The organism is Microbacterium sp. PI-SA-G (assembly GCF_057215335.1).
This window is the reverse complement of record NZ_CM170103.1, coordinates 1,513,843-1,539,482: the sequence shown is the minus strand read 5'-3', so window position 1 is coordinate 1,539,482 and position 25,640 is coordinate 1,513,843. Positions and strand designations below refer to the sequence as shown.

The following is a 25,640-nucleotide window of genomic DNA, read 5'->3' as shown; positions in this document are numbered from 1 at the left end:
ATTCAGCCGATATGGTCGCGGGTGCTGACCAGCGCGCGGGCGGCGATGCGGTGCGCGCGCGCCAGGCTTCCGGTCAGCGAGAGCCCGGTGACGATGCCGGCGAGGAAGCCGGCCGCGAACGCGTCGCCCGCTCCGATGGTCTCGACGACGGGTGTCTGCATCGCGTCGCTCTGCGTGCGCTCCGCGCCGTCGAAGGCCACCGCGCCGTGCGGGTCGGTGATGATCAGGTGTCGCGGCTCGGGCAGCAGGGCACGGAGTTCTTGCGGGTCCGTGGTGCCGAACACGGCCACCGCGTCGGGGCGCGTGCAGAAGACGACGTCGGCGCGCCGCGCGAGGTCCGTGAGCTGGGCCCGCCCCTCTTCTTCGCGGCCGCGCCAGAGCGCCGGACGCCAGTTGACATCGAAGCTGAGCAGCCGGTCCCCGCGGGGGTCTGCAAACAACGCGTCCTGCGCCGCGCGAGCCGATGCCGACAGGGCGGGAGTGATGCCCGAGGTGTGCACCAGTGCGGCGGCGCTGAGCAGAGCGGATGCCGCGGGAGAGGCGAGTGTGGCCGGCGAGAGCGCCGACGCCGCCGATCCGGTGCGGTAGTAGTGCATGGTGCCGTCGACCGCGCCGTCGGGGCGCGGGGCCAGCTCCTTCACATACAGACCCGTGGGGGCGACGGGATCGACCTCGACGGCAGCGTCGTCGACCCCATGCCGACGCAGCTCTGCGGTGAGGAATCGGCCGAAGCCGTCGTCGCCCACGCGTGACACCACGGCGGTGCGGACACCGGCCGATGCGAGGGCGATCGCGGTGTTCCACTCGGCACCGGCGAGCGAGCGGTGGAAGGTGCGGCAGTCCTCGAGGGGACCGGCAGCGGCGGCCACGAGCGAGATGAGACCCTCGCCCACGCACACGGCGATCGGGGAGGTGTCTGGCACGTTCTGGACACTACCGGATGGACTCAGTCCCGGCCGGGTCGATACCGGATCGCAACATGGAAGTGATTGGCATCTGTGGATCCGCTGGGTAGTTTCGAGGAATCACCGTGACCCGAGGCGCAACGGCTTCGGGCACGCGCAAAGAAGCGCCCGACAGGGAAGGTCACACACATGCAGCAATCAGTCACGCGCCGGCGAGGTCTCATCGCCGTCGCCGGAGCCACACTCGCGGCTCTCGTCCTGGCAGGATGCGTCGCCAGCGATCGAGGCGATGACGCAGGAGAAGGATCGGGCGACGTCGACGGCACGTTCGTGTTCGGGGCCTCCTCGGATCCGGCCAGCCTGGACCCGGCGTTCGCTCAGGACGGCGAGAGCTTCCGCGTCTCACGGCAGATCTTCGAGGGCCTCGTCGGCACGGAGCCCGGCACCGCAGATCCGGCGCCTCTCCTAGCAGAGAGCTGGGAGTCTTCCGAGGACGGCATGTCCCACACCTTCGCGCTCAAGGAGGGCGTGACCTTCCACGACGGCACCCCGTTCAACGCCGAGGCCGTCTGCGTCAACTTCGACCGCTGGTTCAACTGGACCGGCCTCGCAGCATCCGAGGCCTTCGGGTACTACTACAACAAGCTCTTCAAGGGCTACGCCTCGAACCCGGCCGACGCCGTCTACAAGTCGTGCACCCCTGACGGCGACTCCTCGGTCACGGTCGAGCTGAACAAGCCGTTCGCCGGCTTCGTCGCCTCCCTGTCGCTGCCGTCCTTCTCGATGCAGAGCCCCTCGGCGCTGCAGGAGTTCGGCGCCGACGACGTCAGCGGCTCGGCTGAGGCTCCCGTGCTCTCCGAGTACGCCATGGCGCACCCGGTGGGCACCGGCCCCTACCAGTTCGAGGAATGGGCCCCGGGCGAGCAGGTCACGCTGAAGTCCTACCCCGACTACTGGGGAGACAAGGGTCAGGTCACCGAGATCATCTTCCGCACGATCGACGACCCGACCGCACGCCGCCAGGCGCTCGAGTCCGGCTCGATCGACGGCTACGACCTCGTGGGTCCGGCCGACACCAAGGCGCTCGAGGACGACGGCTTCACCATGGTGTCGCGTCCTCCGTTCACGATCCTCTACCTCGCGTTCAACCAGGCGATCCCGGAGCTGCAGGACCCGAAGGTCCGCGAGGCGCTGTCGTACGCGATCGACAAGGACGCCCTGATCACCCAGGTCCTGCCCGAGGGGACCGAGAAGGCCATCGAGTTCGTGCCCGAGGTCGTCAACGGCTACAACCCGGACGTCACGACGTACGAGTTCGACCAGGACAAGGCCAAGACGCTGCTCGCCGAGGCGGGCTACACCGAGGCCAACCCGCTGAAGCTCACCTTCAACTACCCGGTCAACGTCTCGCGTCCGTACATGCCGGACCCCGAGCAGATCTTCACCGTGCTGTCAACGCAGCTCGCCGAGGTCGGCGTCGAGACCACCCCGGTCTCGGAAGAGTGGGTCGAGTACCTCGACCGCACCACCGGCACGGCGGACCACGGCATCCACCTGCTCGGCTGGACCGGTGACTACAACGACACCGACAACTTCGTGGGCGTCTTCTTCGGTCAGCAGAGCTCGGAGTGGGGCTTCGACAACCCGGAGCTCTTCCAGAAGCTGAACGAGGCCCGCGGCGTCTCCAACCTCGAGGACCAGACGGCCCTCTACGAGGAGATCAACGAGATGGTCGCGCAGTTCATCCCCGGTGTTCCGCTCGCGCACCCGGCGCCCACCCTGGCGTTCGACCCGCGCGTCGAGAGCTACCCCGCCAGCCCGGTGAACGACGAGGTCTTCACGGACATCGTCCTCACCGAGTAGGTCTGACCGACGCGACGCCCTTCGCCTCGTCGCTTCGCTCCTCGCTCAGGGGCCGGTTTCCGCCGGCCCCTGAGCGAGTGCGACGAGGCGAAGGGCTCGCATCCGATCGACGGAGATCTTTTGCTGCGCACCATCGGCAGGCGACTGCTGTTCCTCATCCCCACCCTGATCGGCCTCAGCATCCTGCTGTTCGCCTGGGTCAGGGCCCTTCCCGGTGGCCCCGCCGTCGCCCTTCTCGGTGAGAAGGCGACTCCTGCGGCCATCGCCCGAGTCAATGAGCTCTACGGCTTCGACAAGCCGTTGCTCGAGCAGTACTTCATCTGGGTCGGACGCCTGTTGCAGGGCGACTTCGGCACCTCGATCCAGACCAACCGGCCCGTGGTCGACGAGTTCCTCCGTCGCTTCCCGGCGACGCTGGAGCTGAGCGTCATGGCGCTCATCTTCGCGATCGGCGTCGGCATTCCGCTCGGCTACTGGGCCGCGCGGCGACACGGCAAGTTCACCGACCACGCGTCCGTGGTGCTGAGCCTGGTCGGCATCACCATCCCGGTGTTCTTCCTCGCGTTCATCCTGAAGTACATCTTCGCGGTGCAGCTGGGCTGGCTGCCGTCCGACGGCCGACAGAATCCGCGAATAGATGCCACGCATCCCACCGGGTTCTACGTGTGGGACGGCATCATCACCGGCGAGTTCGACGCGTCGTGGGATGCGATCCTGCATCTCGTGCTGCCGGCTCTCGCGCTGGGCACCATCCCGCTCGCGATCATCGTGCGCATCACGAGGGCCAGCGTCCTCGAGGTGCAGAACGCGGACTACGTGCGCACCGGACGAGCGAAGGGCGTCGGATCATCGACGCTGCGGAGTCGCTTCATCCTGCGAAACGCCATGCTGCCGGTCATCACCACGATCGGTCTGCAGACCGGTCTGCTGATCTCGGGAGCGGTGCTCACCGAGACGGTGTTCGCCTTCCCCGGCATCGGATCCTTCCTCGCGCGAGCCATCTTCACGCGAGACTTCCCGGTGCTCCAGGGATTCATCATCTTCATCGCGATCGCGTACGCGCTGATCAACCTGGCGGTCGATGTGTCCTACAGCTTCATCGACCCGAGAGTGAGGGTGCAGTGATGCGTCCCAACGATGCTCGAAAGGAGGGTGCGTCATGAGCGTCGCACTTCCTCCCGCCCAGGGCGGCGGGCTGATCGACACCGTCGCCATCGCCCAGTCCGACCTCACCGAAGGACCCGGTGGATTCTGGCGCGACGTGTTCCGTCGCCTGCGCCGCAACCCGACCGCCTGGGTCGGCGCGGCCATCGTGCTGCTGTTCCTGCTGGTGGCCGCACTCGCGCCGCTGCTCGCGCCGTATCCCGAGACCGCTCTGCCCGGCGCGAAGTTCATCACGCCGACCTACATCCCCGGCCCCGGGGAGCTGCCGCAGTTCCCGCTCGGACTCGACCGCTTCGGCGGCGACGTGCTGTCGAAGCTGATCTGGGGCGCCCAGGCGTCGCTGCTCGTGGGCGTCATCTCGACCGCGCTCGGTCTGGTCGGCGGCATGGTGCTCGGGCTGCTCGCCGGTACCTTCGGCGGCTGGGTCGACACGCTTATCATGCGTGTGGTCGACATCATTCTGTCGGTGCCGAACCTGCTGCTCGCGGTCTCGATCGCGGCGATCCTCGGTCAGTCCCCGTTCGCGGTGATGATCGCGATCGGTGCCTCGCAGGTGCCGATCTTCGCGCGACTGCTGCGGGCGTCGATGCTGCAGCAGCGCTCGAGCGACTACGTGCTGTCGGCGCAGACGCTCGGTCTCGGCCGCGGCCAGATCACGATGTCGCACGTGCTGCCCAACGCGATCGGTCCGGTGATCGTGCAGGGAACCCTCACGCTCGCCACCGCCGTCATCGACGCCGCCGCGCTGTCGTTCCTCGGGCTCGGCGGCGGACGCCCCGAGACCGCGGAGTGGGGCCGCATGCTCACCTACGCGCAGGCGGAACTCGCCATCGCCCCGTGGCTGGCGTTCCTCCCCGGCATCTGCATCGCCATCACCGCGCTCGGCTTCACGCTGTTCGGTGAGGCGCTGCGCGAGGCCATGGACCCGAGGACGAGAGCACGATGAACGCTTCGAAGGAGAATCAGATGTCCGGCGCCCCGTTGCTGTCGGTCCAGGGCCTGGCGGTCGACTTCATGACGATGGACGGCGTCGTGCACGCCGTCGAGGGGGTCGATCTCGAGATCGCCGAAGGGCAGACGGTCGCGATCGTGGGTGAGTCGGGGTCGGGTAAATCGACCACGGCCATGGCCATCATCGGGCTGCTCGCCGGGGGCGGACGCATCGCCTCGGGCAGCATCCGTCTCGACGGACGCGACATCACCCGCGCGTCGGAGCACGACCTGCGCGCGATCCGCGGACGCGACATCGGCCTCGTGCCGCAGGACCCGATGTCGAACCTCAACCCGGTCGCCAAGATCGGCACTCAGGTCGCCGAGACGCTGCTCGCGCACAATCTCGCCACCCGGCAGAACGTGCAGGAGAAGGTGGTCGAGGCGCTCACGGCGGCCGGCCTGCCCGACCCCGCACGGCGCGCCAAGCAGTACCCGCACGAGTTCTCGGGAGGCATGCGCCAGCGCGCGCTCATCGCGATCGGTCTCGCGTGCAAGCCGCGGCTGCTGATCGCCGACGAGCCGACCAGCGCGCTCGACGTCACGGTGCAGCGCACCATCCTCGACCAGATCGGGGCGATGACGCGCGAGCTCGGCACCGCGGTGCTGCTCATCACGCACGACCTCGGCCTCGCGGCCGAGCGCGCGGAGCGGGTGATCGTGATGCACCGCGGCAAGGTCGTGGAGCAGGGGTCGGCCCGGCAGATCCTCGAGGATCCGCAGCATCCGTACACGCAGTCGCTGGTGAAGGCGGCGCCCTCGGTCGCGGCGGCGCGGCTGCGGCCCGAGGCGTTCCACACCGAGGAGCGGGTGGCACCCGTGGCCGAGGCGGAGGAGGTCTCGGCGCCGAAAGACAACATCGTCGAGATCGAGAATCTGACCAAGGTCTACCCGGTGCGCGGACAGAAGGAGGACTTCGTCGCGGTGAAGGACGTCTCGCTCGCGATTCCGCGCGGTGAGACGGTGGCCATCGTGGGGGAGTCCGGTTCGGGCAAGACCACGACCGCACGCATGCTGCTGAAGGTGGTCGAGCCCACCAGCGGCCTGATCCGCTTCGAGGGCAAGGACGTGTCGTCGCTGAACAAGGCAGACACGAAGGACTTCCGTCAGCGCGTGCAGCCGATCTTCCAGGACCCGTACTCCAGCCTGAACCCGATGTTCACGATCGAGAGGCTGATCGCCGAGCCGCTCGACTTCTACCGACGCGGGAACGGCGCCGAGCGACGCAAGCGCGTGCGGCAGCTGCTCGACGACGTGGCGTTGCCGCAGTCCATGCTGCGGCGGTATCCGTCGGAGCTGTCGGGCGGTCAGCGGCAGCGCGTGGCGATCGCACGGGCGCTGGCGCTCTCGCCCGACCTGATCGTGTGCGACGAGCCGGTGTCGGCGCTCGACGTGCTCGTGCAGGATCAGATCCTGACGCTGCTCGGCGACCTGCAGAGCGAGTACGGACTGAGCTACCTGTTCATCTCGCACGACCTCGCGGTGGTTCGGCTGATCAGCGATTACGTCTGCGTGATGAAGGACGGCGAGCTGGTCGAGGCCGCCTCGTCGGAGGAGATCTTCACCAATCCGCGCGACCCGTACACGCGGCGACTGCTCGCGTCCATCCCCGGCAACGAGCTCAACATCGCATCCTGAGGGCCGATGTCGGATGCTTTTACCGCAGCATCCGACATTGGTCAAGGACTGAGCTTGCCATGTCGCCGAATCGTGCGTATAGTTGGTAGTTGCGCTCGCTTCACCCTGCCCTCATATGGTGGTCGGCATTCTGAGTCTCTCGAGCGCACACTCCACCTGACGACAAAGGAATCGAGAAGCCCTGCGGGGCTCACGGAGGTTATTCCCTTGGCTGCTGCTCGCAACGCATCCACATCCACCACCACTAAGAACGGACGCGGAGCTTCCCGCCTCTCGTTCGCCAAGATCTCCGACACGCTGACGGTCCCTGACCTTCTTGCGCTGCAGACCGAGTCCTTCGGTTGGCTCGTCGGCAACGACGCCTGGAAGGCGCGCGTTGCCGAGGCCAAGAAGGCCGGCCGCACCGACGTGAACGAGAACAGCGGCCTCGGCGAGATCTTCGAGGAGATCTCACCCATCGAGGACCTCGGCGAGACGATGCAGCTGTCGTTCACCAACCCCTACCTCGAGCCGGAGAAGTACTCGATCGAGGAGTGCAAGGAGCGTGGCAAGACCTACGCCGCTCCGCTGTACGTCGAGGCCGAGTTCATGAACCACCTCACGGGTGAGATCAAGACCCAGACGGTCTTCATGGGCGACTTCCCGCTGCAGACCGACAAGGGCACGTTCATCATCAACGGCTCCGAGCGCGTCGTCGTCTCGCAGCTGGTGCGTTCGCCCGGTGTCTACTTCGACAAGACGCCCGACAAGACGTCCGACAAGGACATCGTCTCGGCGCGCGTCATCCCGAGCCGTGGTGCATGGCTCGAGTTCGAGATCGACAAGCGCGACCAGGTCGGCGTGCGCGTCGACCGCAAGCGCAAGCAGTCGGTCACGGTCTTCCTCAAGGCGCTGGGTATGACCAGCGAGGAGATCCTGACGGAGTTCGCCGGCTACACCTCCATCGAGGAGACGCTCGCGAAGGACACCATCGTCACGAAGGAAGATGCGCTCCGCGACATCTACCGCAAGCTGCGTCCGGGCGAGCAGGTCGCCGCCGAGGCCGCCCGTGCGCTGCTGGACAACTTCTACTTCAACTCCAAGCGCTACGACCTGGCGAAGGTGGGTCGTTACAAGATCAACCACAAGCTGGGTCTCGACCAGCCGCTGAGCTCGTCGGTGCTGACCGTCGAAGACATCGTCGCCACCATCAAGTACCTCGTGCGTCTGCACGCCGGTACCGAGGAGACCTTCACGGGCATCCGCTCGGGTAAGAAGGCCGAGATCCGTCTCGCGACCGATGACATCGACAACTTCGGCAACCGTCGCATCCGCGCGGTCGGCGAGCTGATCCAGAACCAGGTCCGCACCGGTCTGTCGCGCATGGAGCGCGTCGTCCGCGAACGCATGACCACGCAGGACATCGAGGCGATCACGCCGCAGACCCTGATCAACGTGCGCCCCGTCGTCGCCGCGATCAAGGAGTTCTTCGGAACCTCGCAGCTCTCGCAGTTCATGGACCAGAACAACCCGCTCGCGGGTCTGACCAACAAGCGTCGTCTCTCGGCGCTCGGCCCGGGTGGTCTCTCGCGTGACCGCGCCGGCGTCGAGGTCCGTGACGTCCACCCCTCGCACTACGGCCGCATGTGCCCGATCGAGACCCCGGAAGGCCCGAACATCGGTCTGATCGGTGCTCTCGCGACGTTCGCGCGCATCAACTCGTTCGGCTTCATCGAGACCCCGTACCGCAAGGTCACCAACGGCGTCGTCACCGAGGACATCGACTACCTGACGGCTTCCGAAGAGGTCGACTTCAACATCGCGCAGGCCAACGCCCCGCTCGATGCCAAGGGTCGCTTCATCGAGAGCCACGTCCTGGCCCGCCCCAAGGGCGGCTCCGGCGAGGTCGACATGTTCCTCCCCGAGGACATCGGCTACATCGACGTCTCGCCGCGCCAGATGGTGTCGGTCGCGACCTCGCTCGTGCCGTTCCTGGAGCACGACGATGCACAGCGCGCCCTCATGGGTGCCAACATGCAGCGTCAGGCTGTGCCGCTGCTGCGCAGCGACTCGCCGCTGGTCGGAACCGGTATGGAGGGCTACACGGCCATCGACGCCGGTGACGTGCTCACCGCCGACAAGGCCGGTGTCGTCTCCGAGGTCTCGGCAGACCGCGTCGTCGTCATGCTCGACGAGGGCGGCACGCAGGAGTACCACCTGCGCAAGTTCGACCGCTCCAACCAGGGCACGTCGTACAACCAGAAGGTCGTCGTCAGCGCCGGCGAGCGGGTCGAGGTCGGCGAGGTCATCGCCGACGGTCCCGCCACGCAGAACGGTGAGCTGGCCCTCGGAAAGAACCTCCTCGTCGCTTTCATGACGTGGGAGGGCTACAACTTCGAGGACGCGATCATCCTGAGCCAGGACCTGGTGAAGGACGACACCCTCTCCTCGATTCACATCGAGGAGTACGAGGTCGACGCTCGCGACACCAAGCTCGGCAAGGAGGAGATCACCCGTGACCTCCCCAACGTCAGCCCGGAGCTGCTGAAGGACCTCGACGAGCGCGGCATCATCCGCATCGGTGCCGAGGTCCGCCCCGGCGACATCCTCGTCGGCAAGGTCACGCCGAAGGGCGAGACCGAGCTGTCGGCCGAGGAGCGTCTGCTCCGCGCGATCTTCAACGAGAAGAGCCGCGAGGTCCGCGACACGTCCCTGAAGGTGCCTCACGGCGAGCAGGGCACGATCATCGCGGTCAAGGAGTTCAACGCCGAGGACGGCGATGACGAGCTCGGCTCCGGCGTCAACCGCCGCGTCGTGGTCTACATCGCCCAGAAGCGCAAGATCACCGAGGGCGACAAGCTCGCCGGCCGTCACGGCAACAAGGGTGTCATCGCCAAGATCCTCCCGATCGAGGACATGCCGTTCCTCGCGGACGGAACCCCGGTCGACATCGTGCTGAACCCGCTCGGCATCCCCGGTCGAATGAACTTCGGCCAGGTGCTCGAGACTCACCTCGGATGGATCGCCAAGCAGGGCTGGAAGGTCGAGGGCACGCCCGAGTGGGCGTCTCGTCTGCCGGAGCAGGCTTTCGAGGCTGCCCCGAACACGAAGGTCGCCACCCCGGTGTTCGACGGTGCGAGCGAGGAGGAGATCGCCGGTCTCCTCGACGTGACCACCCCGACCCGCGACGGTGACCGCCTGATCGGATCCAGCGGAAAGGCCCTCCTGTTCGACGGCCGCTCCGGTGAGCCGTTCCCGGCACCCGTCTCGGTCGGCTACATGTACATCCTGAAGCTGCACCACCTGGTGGACGACAAGATCCACGCGCGTTCGACGGGTCCGTACTCGATGATCACCCAGCAGCCGCTCGGTGGTAAGGCGCAGTTCGGTGGCCAGCGCTTCGGTGAGATGGAGGTGTGGGCCCTCGAGGCCTACGGTGCCGCATACGCACTCCAGGAGCTCCTCACGATCAAGTCCGACGACATCCTCGGCCGCGTCAAGGTGTACGAGGCGATCGTCAAGGGCGAGAACATCCAGGAGCCCGGCATCCCCGAGTCCTTCAAGGTGCTCATGAAGGAGATGCAGTCGCTCTGCCTGAACGTCGAGGTCCTCTCGGCCGACGGCACGCTCGTCAACCTCCGTGACACCGATGACGAGGCCTTCCGCGCTGCGGAAGAGCTCGGCATCAACATCTCCAGCCGCTTCGAGGCCGCCTCGATCGACGAGATCTAACCCTTCGGCAGGCTCAGGGACCCGCGTCCCTGAGCCTGCGGAAGATCGATTTCTCACAAAAGAATTCCGACACAGGAGAATCAGTGCTCGAGTCAAACACCTTCGATGAGCTTCGCATCGGCCTGGCAACCGCGGATCACATCCGCGCCTGGTCCTACGGCGAGGTCAAGAAGCCGGAAACCATCAACTACCGCACCCTGAAGCCGGAGAAGGACGGTCTCTTCGGAGAGCAGATCTTCGGACCGTCCCGCGACTGGGAGTGCGCCTGCGGCAAGTACAAGCGTGTCCGCTTCAAGGGCATCGTCTGCGAGCGCTGCGGCGTGGAGGTCACCAAGAGCTCCGTCCGTCGTGAGCGCATGGGACACATCGAGCTCGCCGCTCCCGTGACCCACATCTGGTACTTCAAGGGCGTTCCCTCGCGTCTGGGCTACCTGCTCGACATGGCGCCGAAGGACCTCGAGAAGGTCATCTACTTCGCCGCGTACATGGTGATCTCGGTCGACGAGGATGCTCGTCACCGCGACCTGGGCACGCAGGAGAACAACATCCGCCTCGAGCTCAAGACGCTCGCCGATCGTCGCGACGCGAAGATCGCGGAGCGCCTGTCGCGCCTCGAGGAGGAGCTCGCCGCTCTCGAGGCCGAGGGTGCCAAGGCCGACGCCAAGAAGAAGGTCAAGGACGCCGCCGAGAAGGAGATGTCGCTGACCCGCAAGGGTGCCGACGAGGCGATCGCCAAGCTCGAGCGCGTGTGGGAGGACTTCCGCACGCTCGAGGTCGGTGCACTGCGCCCCGAGGACGACGTCTTCCACGAGCTGCAGGACCGCTTCGGTCAGTACTTCGAGGCCTACATGGGCGCCGAGTCGATCCAGCGTCGCCTCGCGGCCTTCGACCTCGCCGGCGAAGCCGAGAACCTGCGTCTGCAGATCTCCGAGGGCAAGGGTCAGCGCAAGATCCGCGCGATCAAGCGCCTGAAGGTCGTCAGCTCGTTCCTGGAGACCGGCATGAGCCCGGCCGCCATGGTCCTCGACGTCGTCCCGGTGATCCCGCCGGAGCTGCGCCCGATGGTGCAGCTCGACGGTGGCCGCTTCGCGACCTCCGACCTCAACGACCTCTACCGTCGTGTGATCAACCGCAACAACCGTCTTCGTCGCCTGATCGACCTCGGTGCCCCCGAGATCATCGTCAACAACGAGAAGCGGATGCTGCAGGAGGCCGTCGACGCACTGTTCGACAACGGCCGCCGCGGTCGTCCCGTCACCGGTACCGGCAACCGCGCCCTCAAGTCCCTGAGCGACATGCTCAAGGGAAAGCAGGGTCGCTTCCGTCAGAACCTGCTCGGCAAGCGCGTCGACTACTCGGGCCGTTCGGTCATCATCGTCGGTCCGCAGCTGAAGCTGCACCAGTGCGGTCTGCCCAAGCAGATGGCTCTGGAGCTCTTCAAGCCGTTCGTGATCAAGCGCCTGATCGACCTCGGTCACTCGCAGAACATCAAGGCGGCCAAGCGCGCCGTCGAGCGCACGCGTCCCGAGGTCTGGGACGTGCTCGAGGAGATCATCCGCGAGCGTCCCGTGCTGCTCAACCGTGCGCCCACGCTGCACCGTCTCGGCATCCAGGCCTTCGAGCCTCAGCTCGTCGAGGGCAAGGCCATCCAGCTGCACCCGCTCGTCTGCGCCGCGTTCAACGCGGACTTCGACGGTGACCAGATGGCTGTCCACCTGCCGCTGTCGGTCGAGGCTCAGGCCGAGGCCCGCGTGCTCATGCTCGCGTCGAACAACATCCTGAAGCCGTCCGACGGTCGTCCGGTCACCCTGCCCTCGCAGGACATGATCATCGGCCTGCACCACCTGACCACGGTCAAGGCGGGCGCATCCGGTGAAGGCCGCGCGTTCGGCTCGGTCGGCGAGGCGATCCTGGCGAAGGACGAGGGAACCCTCGACCTGCAGGCCAAGGTCCGCATCCGCATCCCGGGTCTGACGTTCCTCGAGGGTGACGCTCCCGAGGGCTACGAGCGTCACGGTCTCGTCGACGCTTCGCTGGGTCAGGCGATCTTCAACGACACGCTGCCGAAGGGCTACCCGTTCGTCCGCGAGCAGGCAGACAAGAACAAGCTGTCGCAGATCGTCAACAAGCTGGCCGAGGAGTACCCCAAGGTCGAGACGGCTGCCTCGCTGGACCGCATCAAGGACGCCGGCTTCTACTGGGCCACGCGCTCCGGTGTGACCGTCGCCCTGAGCGACATCCTCACGCCGCCGAACAAGGCCGAGATCGTCGCGGGCTACGAGAAGCAGGCCGCGAAGGTCCAGTCCCAGTACGAGAAGGGTCTGACCACCGACACCGAGCGTCGCCAGGAGCTCATCAAGATCTGGACCGAGGCAACCGACGAGGTCCAGACCGCGATGAAGGCGAACTTCCCGGAGGACAACACCATCAACCGCATGGTGTCCTCGGGCGCCCGTGGTAACTGGCTGCAGATCCGGAACATCGCCGGTATGCGTGGTCTGGTGAACAACCCCAAGGGTGAGATCATCCCGCGTCCGATCATCTCCTCGTACCGCGAGGGTCTGTCGGTCGCGGAGTACTTCATCGCGACGCACGGTACCCGTAAGGGTCTCGCCGACACCGCTCTGCGTACCGCCGACTCGGGTTACCTGACCCGTCGTCTGGTGGATGTCTCGCAGGACGTCATCATCCGCGAAGAGGACTGCGGCACGTCGAAGGGCCTCGAGCTCCCGATCGCCGCTCCGAACTCGCAGGGTGAGCTGGTGCGCGACGCGAACGTCGAGAACTCGGTGTTCGCTCGCACGCTGGCCTCCGACGTGGTCGACAGCAAGGGCGAGGTTCTCGCTCATGCACACGACGACGTGGGAGACGTGCTGATCGACAAGCTCGTCGGTCTGGGAGTCGAGACCATCAAGGTGCGCTCGGTCCTGACCTGCGACTCCGCCGTCGGTGTCTGCGCGCAGTGCTACGGCCGCTCGCTGGCCACCGGCAAGACGGTGGACATCGGCGAGGCCGTCGGCATCATCGCGGCCCAGTCGATCGGTGAGCCCGGTACCCAGCTGACGATGCGTACCTTCCACACCGGTGGTTCCGCGTCGGCAGATGACATCACCCAGGGTCTGCCCCGTGTGCAGGAGCTGTTCGAGGCGCGTACCCCTAAGGGTGCGTCCCCGATCGCCGAGGCCGACGGTCGCATCACGATCGACGAGACCGACAAGGGCAAGAAGGTCATCCTCACGCCCGACAACGGCGACGAGGAAGTCATCTACCCGGTGCTGAAGCGTGCGACGCTTCTCGTCGAGGACGGGCAGCACGTCACGGTCGGTCAGCCGATCCTGGTGGGCACGCTCGACCCCAAGGAGATCATGCGTGTCATGGGTGCTCGCGAGGTGCAGCGTTACCTCGTCGGCGGCGTCCAGGGCGTGTACCGCTCGCAGGGTGTGCCGATCCACGACAAGCACATCGAGGTCATCGTCCGTCAGATGCTCCGCAAGGTCACGGTCGTCGATCACGCCGACACGAACCTGCTGCCGGGTGAGATGGTCGACCTCAAGCGCTACCAGGCGATCAACCGCGAGACCGTGGCAGAGGGCAAGCGCCCCGCGTCGGGTCGTCCGGAGCTGATGGGTATCACGAAGGCGTCGCTCGCGACGGAGTCGTGGCTGTCGGCCGCATCGTTCCAGGAGACGACCCGCGTGCTCACGCAGGCCGCCATGGAAGGCAAGCGCGACCCGCTGGTCGGCCTCAAGGAGAACGTCATCATCGGAAAGCTCATCCCCGCCGGAACGGGACTCTCGCGTTACCGCGACGTCACCGTCGAGGCGACGGAAGAGGCGAAGAGCGAGCGCTACCCGAACCGGATCTTCGCATCCGACGGGGCGTACGCCGACGGCGACTTCGGTTACGTCGACTTCGACGCGTTCTCGACCGACGACATCACCCCCGGTACGTACAACTGACGTACTGAGTGACTGAGAAGGCCCCGGGCAGCTGCCCGGGGCCTTCTTCGTGTGTAGGGGCGTGTTTTGTGCGGGCGGGAGGGGTCGTGGGTGGCCGGATTGCGCGTGGGGGTGCGGCCATGTGTGACACCTGCCGCGGGGTTGCCGTGGGGGTGCGGGCGGGAGGGGGCGCGGATGGCCGGATTGCGCGTGGGGGTGCGGCCATGTGTGACACCTGCCGCGGCGGGAGGCTAGTCGAAGAGGGCCTCGACGATCGCGGAGGTGTATCCGCTCGGGGCGAGGTTCGTGTAGCGCGTGTCGATCAGCACGTCTTCGCGCCAGAAAAGCGTGCGTCCGTCGGTGACCGGGTACTCCGCGTTGGGCCAGGTCTTCTCGCAGCGCGTGCCCTCATCCGGGGTGAAGCACGAGAACCCCTCGCTGTCGGCCAGAGCGTTGAGCATGTCGAGCGCGGGCCCGCGGTTCATGGCCGAAATCGTCGTGGTCAGCCGCGTCGTGTCGGCGCGAGGATCTGCCCAGTTGCACGTGAGAGTGCCCTCGGGGCCGACACCGGACGGCCCGAAGGCTGCATCGTTGAGCGGGATGCCGTCGAGCTGCGCCAGCACGGAGTCCGACAGGATCGCGCGGCAGTCGGTCGGAAGCGCGATCGCCCGCGTGGTCGGAGTGGGGGTCGGCGTAGGACTGGCTTCCGGAGTGCCGGTGGCGGATGCAGTTGCGGATGCCGAAGCGGATGCCGCAGGCTCGCCGCCCCCGGTCGATGACCCGCACGCGGTCAGGCCGGCGGTGAGCGCGAGGACGACTGCGGCGACGGCGACTCGAGCGTTCATGGCCACACCGTACTCCCGCGTCGGCGCATGGCTGTGACGCACCGCCGTGCGGCTGGAGTGACCTCGTCGCGGTAACCTCGGCGAGTGAGTACTGAGACTTCCTCCGCAGCATCCGTCGTCGTCATCGGAGACGCCCTGATCGACGAGATTCGCGACGCCGCGGGTGTGCGTGAGCTCGTGGGCGGAGCCGCCCTGAACGTGGCGGTCGGTCTGCGTCGCCTCGGTGTCGAGACCACACTGATCGCGATGGTGGGCGACGACGAGCCGGGCGCACACATCCGCGAGTACCTGCGAGACCACGGCGTGCGGCTCATCGCCAGCGCGGCCCCGCACGGCTCTTCCCGTGCAGTCGTCGAGCGCGCGGCGAACGGCGAACCGCAGTACGTGTTCAATGAAGCGGCGCAGCGGCGCAGCATCCGGTACTCCGACGAGGCGCGGCAGGCGATCGCCGACGCCGGGCTGGTCGCGATCAGCTGCTTCCCCTTCGATGCGCCGGCCGAGGTCGACGCCCTGAGCGAGGCGCTTGGTGATGCTCGCGTCGCCGTCGACCCCAACCCGCGCACCGGCATGCTGACCGACCGCGGGGAGTTCGTGCGCGGGTTCGAGCGCATCGCCGCCGATGCCGCCATCGTGAAGGTGGGGGCGGATGACGCCGCGATCCTCTACGACGGTGACCTCGACGCCCTCCGCACACGGCTGCGTGATCTGGGAGCAGCGTCCGTGCTCGCGACCGCGGGGTCGGACGGCGCCACGCTCGAAGGGGATGCGGGTGTCGTCACCGCTCCCATCTCGACGCTGCCCGGCCCGATCGTCGACACGGTCGGCGCCGGTGACGCGACCCTCGCGGCGGTTGCGGCTGGCCTCGTCTCGGCGTCGCCGTCGGGGGCGGAGGAGTGGCGGACGTTGCTCGTTCGCGCCATGGACATCGCGGCGGCGACGTGCCGGGCCGAAGGTGGACTGCTGCGCACACCGGAGTCGCTCGCGGCATCCGATCGCGGTGTTCTCGGGAGCTGACGTCTCGATTTCTTGACCCTGCCTCGGGCAGGTATGATGGATTTTCGTGCCCCCGGTTGGCTGTCCAAGTCGGACGGGTGCGCTCTGGCGAGTTACCCAAGCGGCCAAAGGGATCTGACTGTAAATCAGACTGCTCAGCATTCGGGGGTTCGAATCCCTCACTCGCCACCCTTAGAAAACATTGACCACGACGCCCCTTCGATCTTCGGATCGGAGGGGCGTTTTTCGCGTCAGTGGCTACTTAGTGGCGGTTTACTCTGCCACAGCTGCTGCACCGTGCCTGCCGACGCAGGCCCGCGCGATGCGCGCTCCACGTAGTTCTTGAGGTTCCCGAACCCGGTGTGCCCGAGCTGATCGCGTGCAGCCTCGGCGCCCATTTGCTCAGACAGCAATGTCGCCACCGCCTTGCGGAACGCACCTGGCGTCACTCTCGCATAGGCAGAACCGGCGAGCGCCGCACGCCAATCCCTCCGGAGGTTGTCGGGCCACCGAGGGGTTCCTACCGCGGATGGAAAGACGAGCTCGTTGTATGCCGCCTTGGCTCGCTCTGTGAGCATCGGCACGACGAAGGGCGGTAGCTCTAGTTCGCGGTGAGACTTGTCTGTTTTCATCCGCTCTTGAATGGCGAGCTTCCCATCGAGTCCGCGCACGACAGTGCCGTTGAGAGTCACGGTCGGCGGGTCTGTCGCGAACGCGAAGTCCGTCCATCGGAGCGCGAGCACCTCTGACGTCCGAGCACCAGTCGCTGCATACATGTCCATCGTGTCGCGGACGCTCCCGTTGCGTGGGCGCTTGTACTTGTCGACGCCCGAATCCCACAGCTCGAGCAAATCGCGGATCTCTCGGATGTCGTCTGCGCGGAGGGCCTTCACGTTCGGAACTCGTGGTGTGACGGCCTTCGTCTCTTCGACGGGGTTCGCGCTGATCGCGCCCGCGTAGACGGCGTGGGCCATCATGTGCTTCAAGACGATGCGAGCCGTCCTGGCGGCGCCGGGGGTCTTCTGGGCGACAGCCTGGATGTAGCGATGCAGCTTGGCTGGCGTTGCCTCTACGACGCGCACGCCCGACAGCCCGCGCAGGATCGTCGCGAGCGCGTCCTGATAGGTGCGCTTCGTGCCATCAGACAGCTTGTCGTCGATCAACATCTCAGCTTTCCACGCGGCGGCAAGAGCTTCCATGGTGGAATCGGCAGTGATTAGATCGCCAGCCGGGGCTAGCCGATCGCGAAGAGCTTCCTTCAACGCCGTCTCGGCTGACGCGGGAGTCTTGCCCGTGCGAAGCATCTTCCGCGTTATGCCGTCGCTGTCACGGTAGTACGCACGAGCGGCGGGCTTGCCGTTGTGCGTCGTGCGCTTGATCTTGCCGTACGTCTCAAGGGGGAGGGGTGGCCTAGGCATGCGCGGCATCCACCTTTTCATCCCATTGACCGGCGCCCATCCGCGGCGCGACGTACACCGTGTCACCGAGTCGAAGCAGCACGCGCTGGTAGGCCTTAAGGATGTCCTCGATGACGTCGAGCGTCTGCGCCATCAGGGCCACGTTCCCGTCGTGGGCGCGCTCGGCCTCGCGGTATTCATCTCGATCGATCAGGCGCAGGGCTGCCCATTCATCGGCTCGTCGTTCCTGCTTCGCGTTGACAGGTCCGAACTTCGACGCCACATCGCCGAACACCGCGTGGCAGAGTTCATGAGCCAAGGTGCACCGCAGGAGCCGGTGCGCCATGCCCTCCTGAAGGCGCATGTGCTTCGTCTCGGCGTTGTAATCGCCGTCCCGATCCAGGTGTGAGAGATCCTCGTAACTGATAGACACGCCGAGAGCATCGGCCATGTCGTACAAGTGCTGTATCAACCCAAGTCCTCCCCTCTGTCCTTCGAACGCTTGCGGGCAACAAGGTCGTGGTCACTCTGAGTATCCATGGGGGCAGGGACATTGAATCGGCTGAGAGCCTCTCGCCCGAAGCCGTCGAGCCATTCCGGCTTGCGGACAGAGGGCTTGTCGAGACGCTCGTCATCCTCGACGTACGCGACAGGCGAGGAGCCTGACAGTCTCTCCTGGGCGAACTCCTCAACCTCGCTCACCAGCTCCCCAATTGAGAGGCCCAGCGCTTCGCACACAGCGGCTAGCTGATCGACCGTCATCGGGCGCGTACCGCGGATGATCTTCGAGAACTGTGACTGCGAAACGCCACAGATCATCGCCAGATCGGCCTGGTTCAGGTCGAAGCGGGCGATGCGTCCCCTGAGTCGGGCGGCGATCTCGCGGAAGATGAGCGTCGGTTCGTAGTTAGTCACAACTGGATTGTGTCAGATATGACCCGAGATGTCGAGAACCTATTGACTTCTAGTTCATGTGAACTAACGTAGTCCACATGAACTTCTCAACGCCGAGCAACCAGGCCGCCCGAGCCATTCGATTGCTTCTCGCCAGTCGGCGAGAGTCGATCGAGCAGCTCAGTGAAGAGTCTGGCATCGCTCACTCTACTCTCAAGCGCCGACTTCTCGGCACGACGCCTTTCACGATCGATGAGCTGGCTGTCATCGCCGCCCACTTCGAGGTGCCTCTCGCTCACGTTCTGTCTTCGCCGCTAGAGAGGGAGGGAGCGGCATGAGCACTCCCATCCTTACTTCCAAGCAGGCCGCGACGTACTGCGGGATGGAAGTTCAGACGCTGTACAACCTGATCAGTCAGGGCGCCGGTCCCAAGCACTTCAAGCAGGGACGTCTCAACGCCTTCTATGAGGCCGACCTCGATGTTTGGAACAAGGCGCGTCTGGTCGAGGTGGAATCGTGAGCGTCTCCCCTCTGCTCGTCCTCCCCGTAAATATGCAGACGAAGATCGCCATCGAGGGCGACTGCTGGACCTGGACCGGGGCGAAGAATCCCAAGGGTTACGGCTCAATGTCGGACGGCACGGGACGATCGGCCCTCGCGCACCGGATGTCCTACACGCTTGTCGTCGGCGAGATCCCGCGGGGGCTCGAGATCGACCACCTCTGCGAGAACACGTCGTGCGTCAACCCGAAGCACCTCGAAGCCGTAACGGGTGAAGAGCACCGTCGCCGGGTTGGGCACGAGAACTTGCGTCCGATCTACTCCGCCGCGTCACTCGCCGCGTACATCCCGGCATCGAAGCCCGCCCCGCTCCCGGAGTGGCTGGCGAACATCATCACCAGTCGGGCCGCTATGTCAGCAGAAGAACTCGCCGAGGATCAGCGGCGACGTCACCGCCTTCACCTTGCCACCGGCACTCGTTGCCAGTGCGATCGACAGGAAGTAGCAGCATGAACACCCTCAGCTTGAGCGCACAGCTCGATGATCTCAAGATCGTCACGCTGACGGACGGTGAAGTCTGGTCGGCACGTGACCTGCAGCAGTTCGCCGGCTATGACGAGTGGCGCAACTGGTCGAAGGCAATCGACCGGGCAATCGCATCGGTCAACACTTCTGGCCTGGACGCATCCGTGCATTTTGTTGGGTCCAACAAATCATCCCCGATGCCGAACGGCGGCTTCCGTCAGGTAGAGGACGTCGAGCTCACTCGGTACGCGTGCTACATCCTGTTTCAGAACGCGGATGGTTCGAAGCCGGAGATCGCAGCACTGCAGCAGTACTTCGCGGTGCAGACTCGCAAGCAGGAGACCGCAGCGCCCGTGTTCGATCCGACGTCGCTTGCTGGTGCGACTCAGATCATCCAGGCAGCACAGACGGCACTCGCAGCTCTCGCGGTTGCACAGCCCAAAGCGGATGCGTGGGATGAGCTCGCTTCGGCTGAGGGTGACTATGCGGTTGCTGATGCGGCGAACATCCTCAAGCGTGCGGGTGTCGACACTGGCCCTCAGCGTCTGTTCGAGGCTCTCGCGTTCATCCGCTGGATCTACCGCGGTGAGGGCAAGCGCTGGAGGCCTTACGCGTCTGCACTGGACGCCGGCTACCTGACTGAGCGCGCAATGCCGCCTCGTCTGAACTCGGATGGTGATCTGGTTCCGACCGCGCCTCAGGTTCGTGTGACGCCTCGTGGTCTCGAGCGGTTGCGTGTTCGTCTGGGCACTCTGGCGGTGGCGTCATGATGCACCTCACTGTGGAATACCGCCCCTCGAAGAACGGCACATGGAAGCGGTCACGCGCAGTGTGGACGTTCGAGGACATCGCTGCTCTCAACAAGACGGTCGGCTACGAGAAGTACCGCGTTGTTCAGGTGGTGGCGTCATGACCACCAAGGCCTCTCCTCCGATGTTCATCCTGAGCGCGTCTAAGCGTGCGGCTCAGCTCGTCGACCACCACTGGGTTCCCGATGAAGAGGGATTCCTCAAGCGGTGGCCGAACAACACACGGCCTGACATCGGTATCCAGCGTTCGACCAGTGCGAGCGGTCTGATCGAGACGGCTAAGCGGCTCAACGAAGCACAGTTGCGTTCGGGGTTCCTCGACTGGCTGTACTCGGTTGACGTCGATGCCCCGGTTCATGGGTGCACGGACGACTGCCCGACTCAGCAGAAGGGTGGCGCGTGATGGACAACCTGCCTCTGTGGTTCGCGATCCCTGCAACCATCGCCGCGATCGTCGGTTACTTGCGTCGAGAGTTCCGTGCTTCTGCGCGGTATTGGGCGGCTCGTGAAGCGTCTGACCCGGTTGTGGTGACTGGTTCTGGTCATCGTTCGAACCGTGGCATGCGATCGTGCGGAGGTGTGCGATGAGCCTCCCGGGTCGGACTCAGGCCTTCCAGCAGGTCAAACCCTGCATCGCTCCAGGCACGCACAAGTTTAATGTGTCGTATCCGCCAGCAGGACAGTACGGCTACTCGCAGATCGTGTGCGAGCGCTGTGGCATGACGAGGAGCGAGGCCGCATCGTGACTCAGTTCGCTTCCACCCTGTACCCGCAGACGAACCCGAGCAACCCCGCGCTCCTCGATCTGCGTTCCATCTACCTCGAGCACCACAAGCCGTTCCGAATCAAGCTGAGCGATCTGGCCGAGGACTGGCTTGATCTGCTCGACCGCGACCCGGCCATGGTCGATCCTCGCAACTGGGGCGCACTGGCCGATGTCATGACCGGCAATCAGATCACCCACCTGAAGCGCGTTCTAACCCGTCTGGCAAACCTCACCGGCTGATCACCGCAAAACGATCCCCGCACCTCCCTGTCGTGGGGAGGGGCGGACGAGTGCACCCAAAAACAGGTGCACGGCATCACCTACATAGCGTCACCCATCCCGGCTCTCACTGGCTCGGCAACGGTTACGCGTCACATACAACTCAGAAGCCAGATCGCCGGGAGGTGTTCACGGGCTGCGGGTGCCGGATGTAAGTGGGCCGGCGTCTTCGGGAGTCGAAGGAAAGGATTCGACAGTTCGCCGCCATGCAGTACGGGCGGAACCAGATGCAGGGTCATGCATCAACTTGGCGGGAGTTGGTCGACCCGAACCATGCCGCAGGGTCACGTGGCGGCCCCGAGCCTGAAATCGGTTGTCTGAGCGTAGAACTCAGCGGGGCACGCAGATATACGACGAAAGGGGTCTGCATGACGTCTGGGCCTTTCTTGCACCCCGAACGGAGAAACACATGAACGAGAACGAAGAACAGCTCAACCTCGACTACCTCGAAAGGGTCGCCAAAGCCGCAACACCTGGCCCCTGGACCGACTTCAACGAGGATGGGGAAGCCTACTCGCGACCTCCGGCAACTGGCGCTTTCCTCGTGGAATACGGGGTTGATGTCGAACAGAAGATGCGTGACATTCAGTACATCGCAGCGGTTGACCCACAGACCGTCTTGGCTCTGATCGCCTCCCTGCGTGCCGCCGAGGTGAAGTCATGACCGCCCCCGTCTCGCGCAGATCGGTCATCCGTTCCGCAGCATGGTCGGTCCCGGTGATCGCTATGGCCATCGCAACACCTCTCGCAGCAGCATCCACCCCACCCGCACCACTCAAGGATCGCCTGACGTTCAATACGGCGCGCACGTGGGATGAGAACCCGTGGGATGCCGCGACGTATGCGAACCGTCCACGTATCGGTGTGGTCGTTGCGGTGATGGATACGACGGGGCCGGATGTGGTCGGTTCGGTGGTCATCGTCGCAACGTTGGTCGATTCGGCCGGCGTCTCACAAACCCAGTCGACCACGCAGATCATCACAACACCGTGGGGCGCAACACGTGACTGGACGGTCCGCTTCGACAATGTGGCGCGTGGTGCATACGCGGTCACTGTCACTGCAACCGCGAACGGTGTGCAGACGATCAGCAAGCAGATGAACGAACGGACGGTGACGCGATGAGCGACAACGAATCGACGTGGCTCGCGATCTGCTCCGGTGCATCCGATGTACCGCGCAGGACCACGGCGCCCTCATCTGCGCCACTCGTCGCGAACGAGAACCATGCCCGCCTCGCCTAGACCTGGCATCCGCGACTACTGCATGCCATGCCTCGGGTGGGGGGCTTACACGGTGAACAACAGCACCGACTACGAAGACGAACTCGAATGCTTGTCGTGTTCCGGGACCGGCATTCGACGCACAGAAGGAGACGAACAATGACTGAACCAGAACGCACGATGGTCGCCAGAGTCAAGGATCTTGGAGTTTACGCCGGGGCTAAAGATCCAGTTTCGGTTCTTCGGGACACGTTCAGCGTCCTGTCGACAATCATCCAGTCCGATGAGTACTGCTGGTGTCAGACGTTCCCGTGCGAGTGCGTCATGGAACTCTTTGCCGACATGGCCGACTGCCTCGAAGTGCGCTACCCCGAACTCAAGGCCGCGCGCGTCGCTGAGATGGGTAACCCATGACGGGCATGTGGTCTCGGTGGGCAAGAGAGAGTCGCATCACCGGGCTGGTCTACCTCACAGGGGCGGCGATTGCACTAGCAGTCGCCGCCCTTCTGTTCACCCTCAACGCGCCCATCGAACACGCCCTATCCGCACTCATGGCACTCGTAGCAATCGCACTCATCATCCTCGCGATCATCGAGTTCGCATGGGCACGGAAATACGCACGGCTCGGACGATAGGAGAAACCCCATGACCTCAATCGAAGAGCTCGAACACCGGTTGCAACTTACCCAGCACGCGAAAGCCGACGCCGAGAGATCGTTGCGGCTCCACACCTACCGCGAACAGCAAGCACAGCAGGCACTCACCAAGGCGCGAATCGAAAGTGGTGACGCATGAACATCAAGGTCAAAGCGAGCGGATCCGGGTGCTGGCAAGTCCTCCGCGACACCTACGTACTCGCCATCTTCCCGAAGCACATGTGGCGTCACGCGTACAACGAAGCACGCCGGGAAGCCGCCTACAACAACCTCGACATCATCGGCTTGGAGATCACATCATGACCGCATTCACCGCAAGCAACGGGGTCAAGATCGACATCCACCCGAACTCGATCTTTGCCGCCTACGAGGACCACCTGACCGCAGTCACCCTGACTCCACGATCGGCTCAGGCGCTGCGCGAGTTCTTCCAGCATGAGCGCGACGAAGAACTCGGACGGTGGCGTTCCAAGCTTGACCCGAACTACTACGCGCGCCGGGTGTCCAGCGACGAGGTTGGGGCTCTCTTCGTGTCCGGGCACTACCGGATCGTGCATCGCATCCCCGGACACGAAGAGAGCCCCTTTCGGCGGGTGGCGCAAGAGTACTTCGAGGCTCACCCGGAACCGAAGCCATGGGAAGACGCGAAGGCTGGCGAAATCTGGGAACTGACCGCCGAAGGATCAACCCGCAACTACGCGGCGATCGCATCCCGAGACATTCAGGGCGACACTCTCTACCTGTTCCCAATGGATGACGTGTTCGCTCCAAAGCTGGGCCTACGCGCTCCAGTGATCACTGCTGGTCGTCGCATCTACCCCGAGGAGGACGCATCATGATCGACTATCACATGTCAGACGACGCCTACCATTCGCGCCCCGAGCTTTCGAGCACCGGGGCGCGTCGTCTTCTGCCCGAGTTCAAGGGCTCGCCGGCGAAGTTCATCTGGGAGAAGTCGCACCCACGCACCACGAAGGCGTACGACATCGGTCACGCGGTCCACGCGAAGGTTCTGGGTATCGGGCTGCAGGCGGTCGCATACCCGGATGACGTGCTCGCCTCGAACGGTGCCGCATCAACCAACGCCGCAAAGGCGTGGGCTGAGGAACAACGCGACAACGGGTTCGTGCCCATGAAGTCCGTCGAGGTGAACGTCATCAACCGGATCACCGAAGCCGTACTCGCGAACTCGGGCGCCAGACAGGTGCTCGAGATGCCACACCGCGAAACGTCGATCTTCTCGGCATCGCCCGAGGGTGTCCCGGTTCGCGCACGGTTCGACGTCTACGGAAACACGTCGGCTGCGGATCTCAAGACGACCACCGATGCCACACCGCGCGGTTTCAACAAGCACGTCGTCGAGTACGGCTACTTCATGCAAGAAGCCTGGTACCGCGACGTGCACAAGTTCGAAACTGGCGATGAACTCGACACGTTCAAGTTCATCGCTGTCGAGACCAGCGGCCCGTATCAGGTCGTCGTCTACGAGCTCGACGTCATGTACCGCGACATCGGCCGCAAGCTCGCCAAGGAAGCACGCGACGTGTATCAGCGGTGCGTCGAGACGGGGGAGTGGCCTGGGATCGAAGGCGAACTGCTCGCACCACCCAACTGGCTCATGTACGAGCACGAAGACGAAATGGAGATCGCATGATCGCCCGGCTAGAAGTTACACGCGGCGCTCTCACCGAGTACCCGCTGGCGACGCGCACAAAGAACGGCTGGCAGAACGGGGTGACGTTCTACCCCGACGCCGAGGTGACGAAGGTGACCCCCGTTGACGTTCGGCTCGCGTGCGTCTGCACCCCCGCGATCGCCGGGATTAGTGATGGACCGAACGTCGACTGCCCGCATCACGGTGAAAATGTCCACACGAAAGAGGCTGACTGATGGATATCTCGCAGACCACAGCACCACGCAGTGACCAACAAAACTTTGACGACTACACCTCAGGCCCAAAGACGGTCACGGTCGAGTCAGTCAAGCAGGGCACGGCAGAACAGCCCGTCGAGGTTCACCTTGTCGAGTTCCCTGGTCGCCCGTACAAGCCGTCGAAGTCGATGCGTCGCGTTCTCGTCGCCGCGTGGGGACCGGAAGCATCTGCCTACGCTGGCCGGCGCATACGACTCAAGGGTGATCCGACAGTCAAATTCGGTGCCAACGTCGTCGGTGGCATCAAGATCGACGCACTCAGTCACATCGACAAGCCACTCTCCGTCTCGCTCACGGTGACCCGAGGTAAGCGCGCACCGTTCGTCGTCCAGCCGCTCGCCGATGCACCAGCGCCGTCATCCAACACGGACGACATCACGCGTGCGATCGGAGCAATCCAGGCTGCAACGGACGTCACCAAGCTCGACGCGATCGAGAAGCACGCACAGTCACTCGGGATCGACAAGGTATCCGAGATCCAGAACGCGCTCATCACCAAGCGTGGCGAGCTCGAGGGGTTGATACGAGCGACATGGGGCGCATCGCGAAACACATGGTGCAAGCGGAGGCATGGAAGGACACGGAAGCCGAAGCGGTGACAGCACAGTGGT

General features: G+C 64.9%; 28 protein-coding genes and 1 tRNA gene. 24 read left to right on the top strand and 5 right to left on the bottom strand.

The genetic code is table 11. From position 1 onward, the window contains the following. Positions 1-2: 2 nt before the first annotated feature. A complete protein-coding gene (locus AC2D10_RS07635; RefSeq protein WP_484711489.1) occupies positions 3-923 on the bottom strand; it encodes a sugar kinase in 921 nt (306 codons plus the stop codon). Between the two features lie 171 nt (positions 924-1,094). Here AC2D10_RS07635 and AC2D10_RS07630 point away from each other — a divergent pair, with 171 nt between their 5' ends. The 6 genes from AC2D10_RS07630 to rpoC all read left to right on the top strand — a co-directional run bounded on the left by AC2D10_RS07630 (position 1,095) and on the right by rpoC (position 14,230). After that, positions 1,095-2,768 (top strand): ABC transporter substrate-binding protein, encoded by a 1,674-nt coding sequence (locus tag AC2D10_RS07630; protein WP_484711488.1) that lies wholly within the window; start codon positions 1,095-1,097, stop codon positions 2,766-2,768. Between the two features lie 120 nt (positions 2,769-2,888). Further along, positions 2,889-3,893, top strand: coding sequence for an ABC transporter permease (locus tag AC2D10_RS07625; RefSeq protein WP_484711487.1), 1,005 nt, complete (start codon positions 2,889-2,891; stop codon positions 3,891-3,893). A 34-nt stretch (positions 3,894-3,927) separates the two neighbouring features. After that, positions 3,928-4,878, top strand: coding sequence for an ABC transporter permease (locus AC2D10_RS07620; RefSeq protein ID WP_484711486.1), 951 nt, complete (start codon positions 3,928-3,930; stop codon positions 4,876-4,878). Then, positions 4,875-6,560 (top strand): ABC transporter ATP-binding protein, encoded by a 1,686-nt coding sequence (locus AC2D10_RS07615; RefSeq protein WP_484711485.1) that lies wholly within the window; start codon positions 4,875-4,877, stop codon positions 6,558-6,560. Before AC2D10_RS07620 ends, AC2D10_RS07615 begins: the two co-directional genes overlap by 4 nt. Positions 6,561-6,767: 207 nt before the next feature. After that, complete coding sequence (gene rpoB / locus AC2D10_RS07610; RefSeq protein WP_484711484.1) at positions 6,768-10,271, top strand: DNA-directed RNA polymerase subunit beta; 3,504 nt, start codon at positions 6,768-6,770, stop codon at positions 10,269-10,271. 83 nt (positions 10,272-10,354) lie between these two features. Beyond that, positions 10,355-14,230 (top strand): DNA-directed RNA polymerase subunit beta', encoded by a 3,876-nt coding sequence (gene rpoC / locus AC2D10_RS07605; RefSeq protein ID WP_484711483.1) that lies wholly within the window; start codon positions 10,355-10,357, stop codon positions 14,228-14,230. Between the two features lie 230 nt (positions 14,231-14,460). Here the strand turns inward: rpoC and AC2D10_RS07600 are convergent, their stop codons facing one another. Beyond that, complete coding sequence (locus AC2D10_RS07600) at positions 14,461-15,054, bottom strand: hypothetical protein (protein WP_484711482.1); 594 nt, start codon at positions 15,052-15,054, stop codon at positions 14,461-14,463. An 84-nt stretch (positions 15,055-15,138) separates the two neighbouring features. Between AC2D10_RS07600 and AC2D10_RS07595 the strand changes: the two genes are divergently transcribed. Together AC2D10_RS07595 and AC2D10_RS07590 are read left to right on the top strand one after the other, a co-directional pair. Further along, positions 15,139-16,068: a PfkB family carbohydrate kinase gene (locus AC2D10_RS07595; RefSeq protein WP_484711481.1), complete on the top strand. Its 930-nt coding sequence runs from the start codon at positions 15,139-15,141 to the stop codon at positions 16,066-16,068. Positions 16,069-16,154: 86 nt separating this feature from the next. Beyond that, positions 16,155-16,236: transfer RNA gene (locus AC2D10_RS07590), tRNA-Tyr, on the top strand. Between the two features lie 62 nt (positions 16,237-16,298). Here the strand turns inward: AC2D10_RS07590 and AC2D10_RS07585 are convergent. Genes AC2D10_RS07585 through AC2D10_RS07575 form a run of 3 tightly spaced genes read right to left on the bottom strand, consistent with a single transcriptional unit; the run spans position 16,299 to position 18,359 of the window. Continuing rightward, positions 16,299-17,465, bottom strand: coding sequence for a tyrosine-type recombinase/integrase (locus AC2D10_RS07585; protein ID WP_484711480.1), 1,167 nt, complete (start codon positions 17,463-17,465; stop codon positions 16,299-16,301). After that, entirely contained in the window at positions 17,458-17,895 is a 438-nt protein-coding gene (locus tag AC2D10_RS07580; protein ID WP_484711479.1) for an ImmA/IrrE family metallo-endopeptidase, read from the bottom strand. The genes AC2D10_RS07585 and AC2D10_RS07580 overlap by 8 nt, the downstream gene beginning before the upstream one ends. A gap of 17 nt (positions 17,896-17,912) precedes the next feature. After that, positions 17,913-18,359, bottom strand: coding sequence for a helix-turn-helix domain-containing protein (locus AC2D10_RS07575; protein ID WP_484711478.1), 447 nt, complete (start codon positions 18,357-18,359; stop codon positions 17,913-17,915). 77 nt (positions 18,360-18,436) lie between these two features. On the opposite strand from AC2D10_RS07575, the gene AC2D10_RS07570 reads away from it, so the two are divergent. From AC2D10_RS07570 to AC2D10_RS07495, 16 genes are all read left to right on the top strand, one after another. Continuing rightward, positions 18,437-18,676 carry a helix-turn-helix domain-containing protein gene (locus AC2D10_RS07570; RefSeq protein WP_484711477.1) on the top strand — a complete coding sequence of 80 codons (240 nt, stop codon included), beginning with the start codon at positions 18,437-18,439 and terminating at the stop codon, positions 18,674-18,676. Further along, on the top strand, positions 18,673-18,858 hold the full coding sequence (locus tag AC2D10_RS07565) for a helix-turn-helix transcriptional regulator (protein WP_484711476.1): 186 nt from the start codon (positions 18,673-18,675) through the stop codon (positions 18,856-18,858). The genes AC2D10_RS07570 and AC2D10_RS07565 overlap by 4 nt, the downstream gene beginning before the upstream one ends. After that, on the top strand, positions 18,855-19,352 hold the full coding sequence (locus AC2D10_RS07560) for an HNH endonuclease signature motif containing protein (protein WP_484711475.1): 498 nt from the start codon (positions 18,855-18,857) through the stop codon (positions 19,350-19,352). Before AC2D10_RS07565 ends, AC2D10_RS07560 begins: the two co-directional genes overlap by 4 nt. After that, positions 19,349-20,134 carry a phage antirepressor KilAC domain-containing protein gene (locus AC2D10_RS07555; protein WP_484711474.1) on the top strand — a complete coding sequence of 262 codons (786 nt, stop codon included), beginning with the start codon at positions 19,349-19,351 and terminating at the stop codon, positions 20,132-20,134. The genes AC2D10_RS07560 and AC2D10_RS07555 overlap by 4 nt, the downstream gene beginning before the upstream one ends. Then, entirely contained in the window at positions 20,131-20,277 is a 147-nt protein-coding gene (locus AC2D10_RS07550; RefSeq protein ID WP_484711473.1) for a hypothetical protein, read from the top strand. Before AC2D10_RS07555 ends, AC2D10_RS07550 begins: the two co-directional genes overlap by 4 nt. Beyond that, positions 20,274-20,576 carry a hypothetical protein gene (locus tag AC2D10_RS07545; RefSeq protein ID WP_484711472.1) on the top strand — a complete coding sequence of 101 codons (303 nt, stop codon included), beginning with the start codon at positions 20,274-20,276 and terminating at the stop codon, positions 20,574-20,576. The genes AC2D10_RS07550 and AC2D10_RS07545 overlap by 4 nt, the downstream gene beginning before the upstream one ends. 339 nt (positions 20,577-20,915) lie before the next feature. Further along, positions 20,916-21,179: a hypothetical protein gene (locus AC2D10_RS07540; RefSeq protein WP_484711471.1), complete on the top strand. Its 264-nt coding sequence runs from the start codon at positions 20,916-20,918 to the stop codon at positions 21,177-21,179. Positions 21,180-21,627: 448 nt separating this feature from the next. Then, positions 21,628-21,882: a hypothetical protein gene (locus AC2D10_RS07535; RefSeq protein ID WP_484711470.1), complete on the top strand. Its 255-nt coding sequence runs from the start codon at positions 21,628-21,630 to the stop codon at positions 21,880-21,882. Then, positions 21,879-22,343: a hypothetical protein gene (locus tag AC2D10_RS07530; RefSeq protein ID WP_484711469.1), complete on the top strand. Its 465-nt coding sequence runs from the start codon at positions 21,879-21,881 to the stop codon at positions 22,341-22,343. Before AC2D10_RS07535 ends, AC2D10_RS07530 begins: the two co-directional genes overlap by 4 nt. Positions 22,344-22,600: 257 nt before the next feature. Further along, a complete protein-coding gene (locus AC2D10_RS07525; protein WP_484711468.1) occupies positions 22,601-22,855 on the top strand; it encodes a hypothetical protein in 255 nt (84 codons plus the stop codon). Between the two features lie 231 nt (positions 22,856-23,086). After that, positions 23,087-23,236 carry a hypothetical protein gene (locus tag AC2D10_RS07520; protein WP_484711467.1) on the top strand — a complete coding sequence of 50 codons (150 nt, stop codon included), beginning with the start codon at positions 23,087-23,089 and terminating at the stop codon, positions 23,234-23,236. After that, positions 23,233-23,400, top strand: coding sequence for a hypothetical protein (locus AC2D10_RS07515; protein WP_484711466.1), 168 nt, complete (start codon positions 23,233-23,235; stop codon positions 23,398-23,400). The genes AC2D10_RS07520 and AC2D10_RS07515 overlap by 4 nt, the downstream gene beginning before the upstream one ends. Then, positions 23,397-23,936, top strand: coding sequence for a hypothetical protein (locus tag AC2D10_RS07510; protein ID WP_484711465.1), 540 nt, complete (start codon positions 23,397-23,399; stop codon positions 23,934-23,936). The genes AC2D10_RS07515 and AC2D10_RS07510 overlap by 4 nt, the downstream gene beginning before the upstream one ends. Next, positions 23,933-24,751 (top strand): PD-(D/E)XK nuclease-like domain-containing protein, encoded by an 819-nt coding sequence (locus tag AC2D10_RS07505; protein WP_484711464.1) that lies wholly within the window; start codon positions 23,933-23,935, stop codon positions 24,749-24,751. Before AC2D10_RS07510 ends, AC2D10_RS07505 begins: the two co-directional genes overlap by 4 nt. Continuing rightward, on the top strand, positions 24,748-24,987 hold the full coding sequence (locus tag AC2D10_RS07500; protein ID WP_484711463.1) for a hypothetical protein: 240 nt from the start codon (positions 24,748-24,750) through the stop codon (positions 24,985-24,987). The genes AC2D10_RS07505 and AC2D10_RS07500 overlap by 4 nt, the downstream gene beginning before the upstream one ends. Continuing rightward, positions 24,987-25,628, top strand: coding sequence for a hypothetical protein (locus AC2D10_RS07495; protein ID WP_484711461.1), 642 nt, complete (start codon positions 24,987-24,989; stop codon positions 25,626-25,628). Before AC2D10_RS07500 ends, AC2D10_RS07495 begins: the two co-directional genes overlap by 1 nt. Positions 25,629-25,640 lie beyond the last annotated feature (12 nt).

What these genes read in the sequence shown, in the direction of transcription:
- AC2D10_RS07620 (WP_484711486.1), top strand. Translation starts at nt 3,928, where the DNA reads ATGAGCGTCGCACTTCCTCCCGCCCAGGGCGGCGGGCTGATCGACACC.
- AC2D10_RS07520 (WP_484711467.1), top strand. Translation starts at nt 23,087, where the DNA reads ATGACCTCAATCGAAGAGCTCGAACACCGGTTGCAACTTACCCAGCAC.
- AC2D10_RS07535 (WP_484711470.1), top strand. Translation starts at nt 21,628, where the DNA reads ATGAACGAGAACGAAGAACAGCTCAACCTCGACTACCTCGAAAGGGTC.
- AC2D10_RS07585 (WP_484711480.1), bottom strand. Translation starts at nt 17,465, where the DNA reads ATGCCTAGGCCACCCCTCCCCCTTGAGACGTACGGCAAGATCAAGCGC.
- AC2D10_RS07580 (WP_484711479.1), bottom strand. Translation starts at nt 17,895, where the DNA reads ATGGCCGATGCTCTCGGCGTGTCTATCAGTTACGAGGATCTCTCACAC.
- AC2D10_RS07530 (WP_484711469.1), top strand. Translation starts at nt 21,879, where the DNA reads ATGACCGCCCCCGTCTCGCGCAGATCGGTCATCCGTTCCGCAGCATGG.
- AC2D10_RS07555 (WP_484711474.1), top strand. Translation starts at nt 19,349, where the DNA reads ATGAACACCCTCAGCTTGAGCGCACAGCTCGATGATCTCAAGATCGTC.
- AC2D10_RS07600 (WP_484711482.1), bottom strand. Translation starts at nt 15,054, where the DNA reads ATGAACGCTCGAGTCGCCGTCGCCGCAGTCGTCCTCGCGCTCACCGCC.
- AC2D10_RS07545 (WP_484711472.1), top strand. Translation starts at nt 20,274, where the DNA reads ATGACCACCAAGGCCTCTCCTCCGATGTTCATCCTGAGCGCGTCTAAG.
- AC2D10_RS07495 (WP_484711461.1), top strand. Translation starts at nt 24,987, where the DNA reads ATGGATATCTCGCAGACCACAGCACCACGCAGTGACCAACAAAACTTT.
- AC2D10_RS07550 (WP_484711473.1), top strand. Translation starts at nt 20,131, where the DNA reads ATGATGCACCTCACTGTGGAATACCGCCCCTCGAAGAACGGCACATGG.
- AC2D10_RS07615 (WP_484711485.1), top strand. Translation starts at nt 4,875, where the DNA reads ATGAACGCTTCGAAGGAGAATCAGATGTCCGGCGCCCCGTTGCTGTCG.
- AC2D10_RS07515 (WP_484711466.1), top strand. Translation starts at nt 23,233, where the DNA reads ATGAACATCAAGGTCAAAGCGAGCGGATCCGGGTGCTGGCAAGTCCTC.
- AC2D10_RS07505 (WP_484711464.1), top strand. Translation starts at nt 23,933, where the DNA reads ATGATCGACTATCACATGTCAGACGACGCCTACCATTCGCGCCCCGAG.
- AC2D10_RS07525 (WP_484711468.1), top strand. Translation starts at nt 22,601, where the DNA reads ATGACTGAACCAGAACGCACGATGGTCGCCAGAGTCAAGGATCTTGGA.
- AC2D10_RS07500 (WP_484711463.1), top strand. Translation starts at nt 24,748, where the DNA reads ATGATCGCCCGGCTAGAAGTTACACGCGGCGCTCTCACCGAGTACCCG.
- AC2D10_RS07630 (WP_484711488.1), top strand. Translation starts at nt 1,095, where the DNA reads ATGCAGCAATCAGTCACGCGCCGGCGAGGTCTCATCGCCGTCGCCGGA.
- AC2D10_RS07510 (WP_484711465.1), top strand. Translation starts at nt 23,397, where the DNA reads ATGACCGCATTCACCGCAAGCAACGGGGTCAAGATCGACATCCACCCG.
- AC2D10_RS07570 (WP_484711477.1), top strand. Translation starts at nt 18,437, where the DNA reads ATGAACTTCTCAACGCCGAGCAACCAGGCCGCCCGAGCCATTCGATTG.
- AC2D10_RS07565 (WP_484711476.1), top strand. Translation starts at nt 18,673, where the DNA reads ATGAGCACTCCCATCCTTACTTCCAAGCAGGCCGCGACGTACTGCGGG.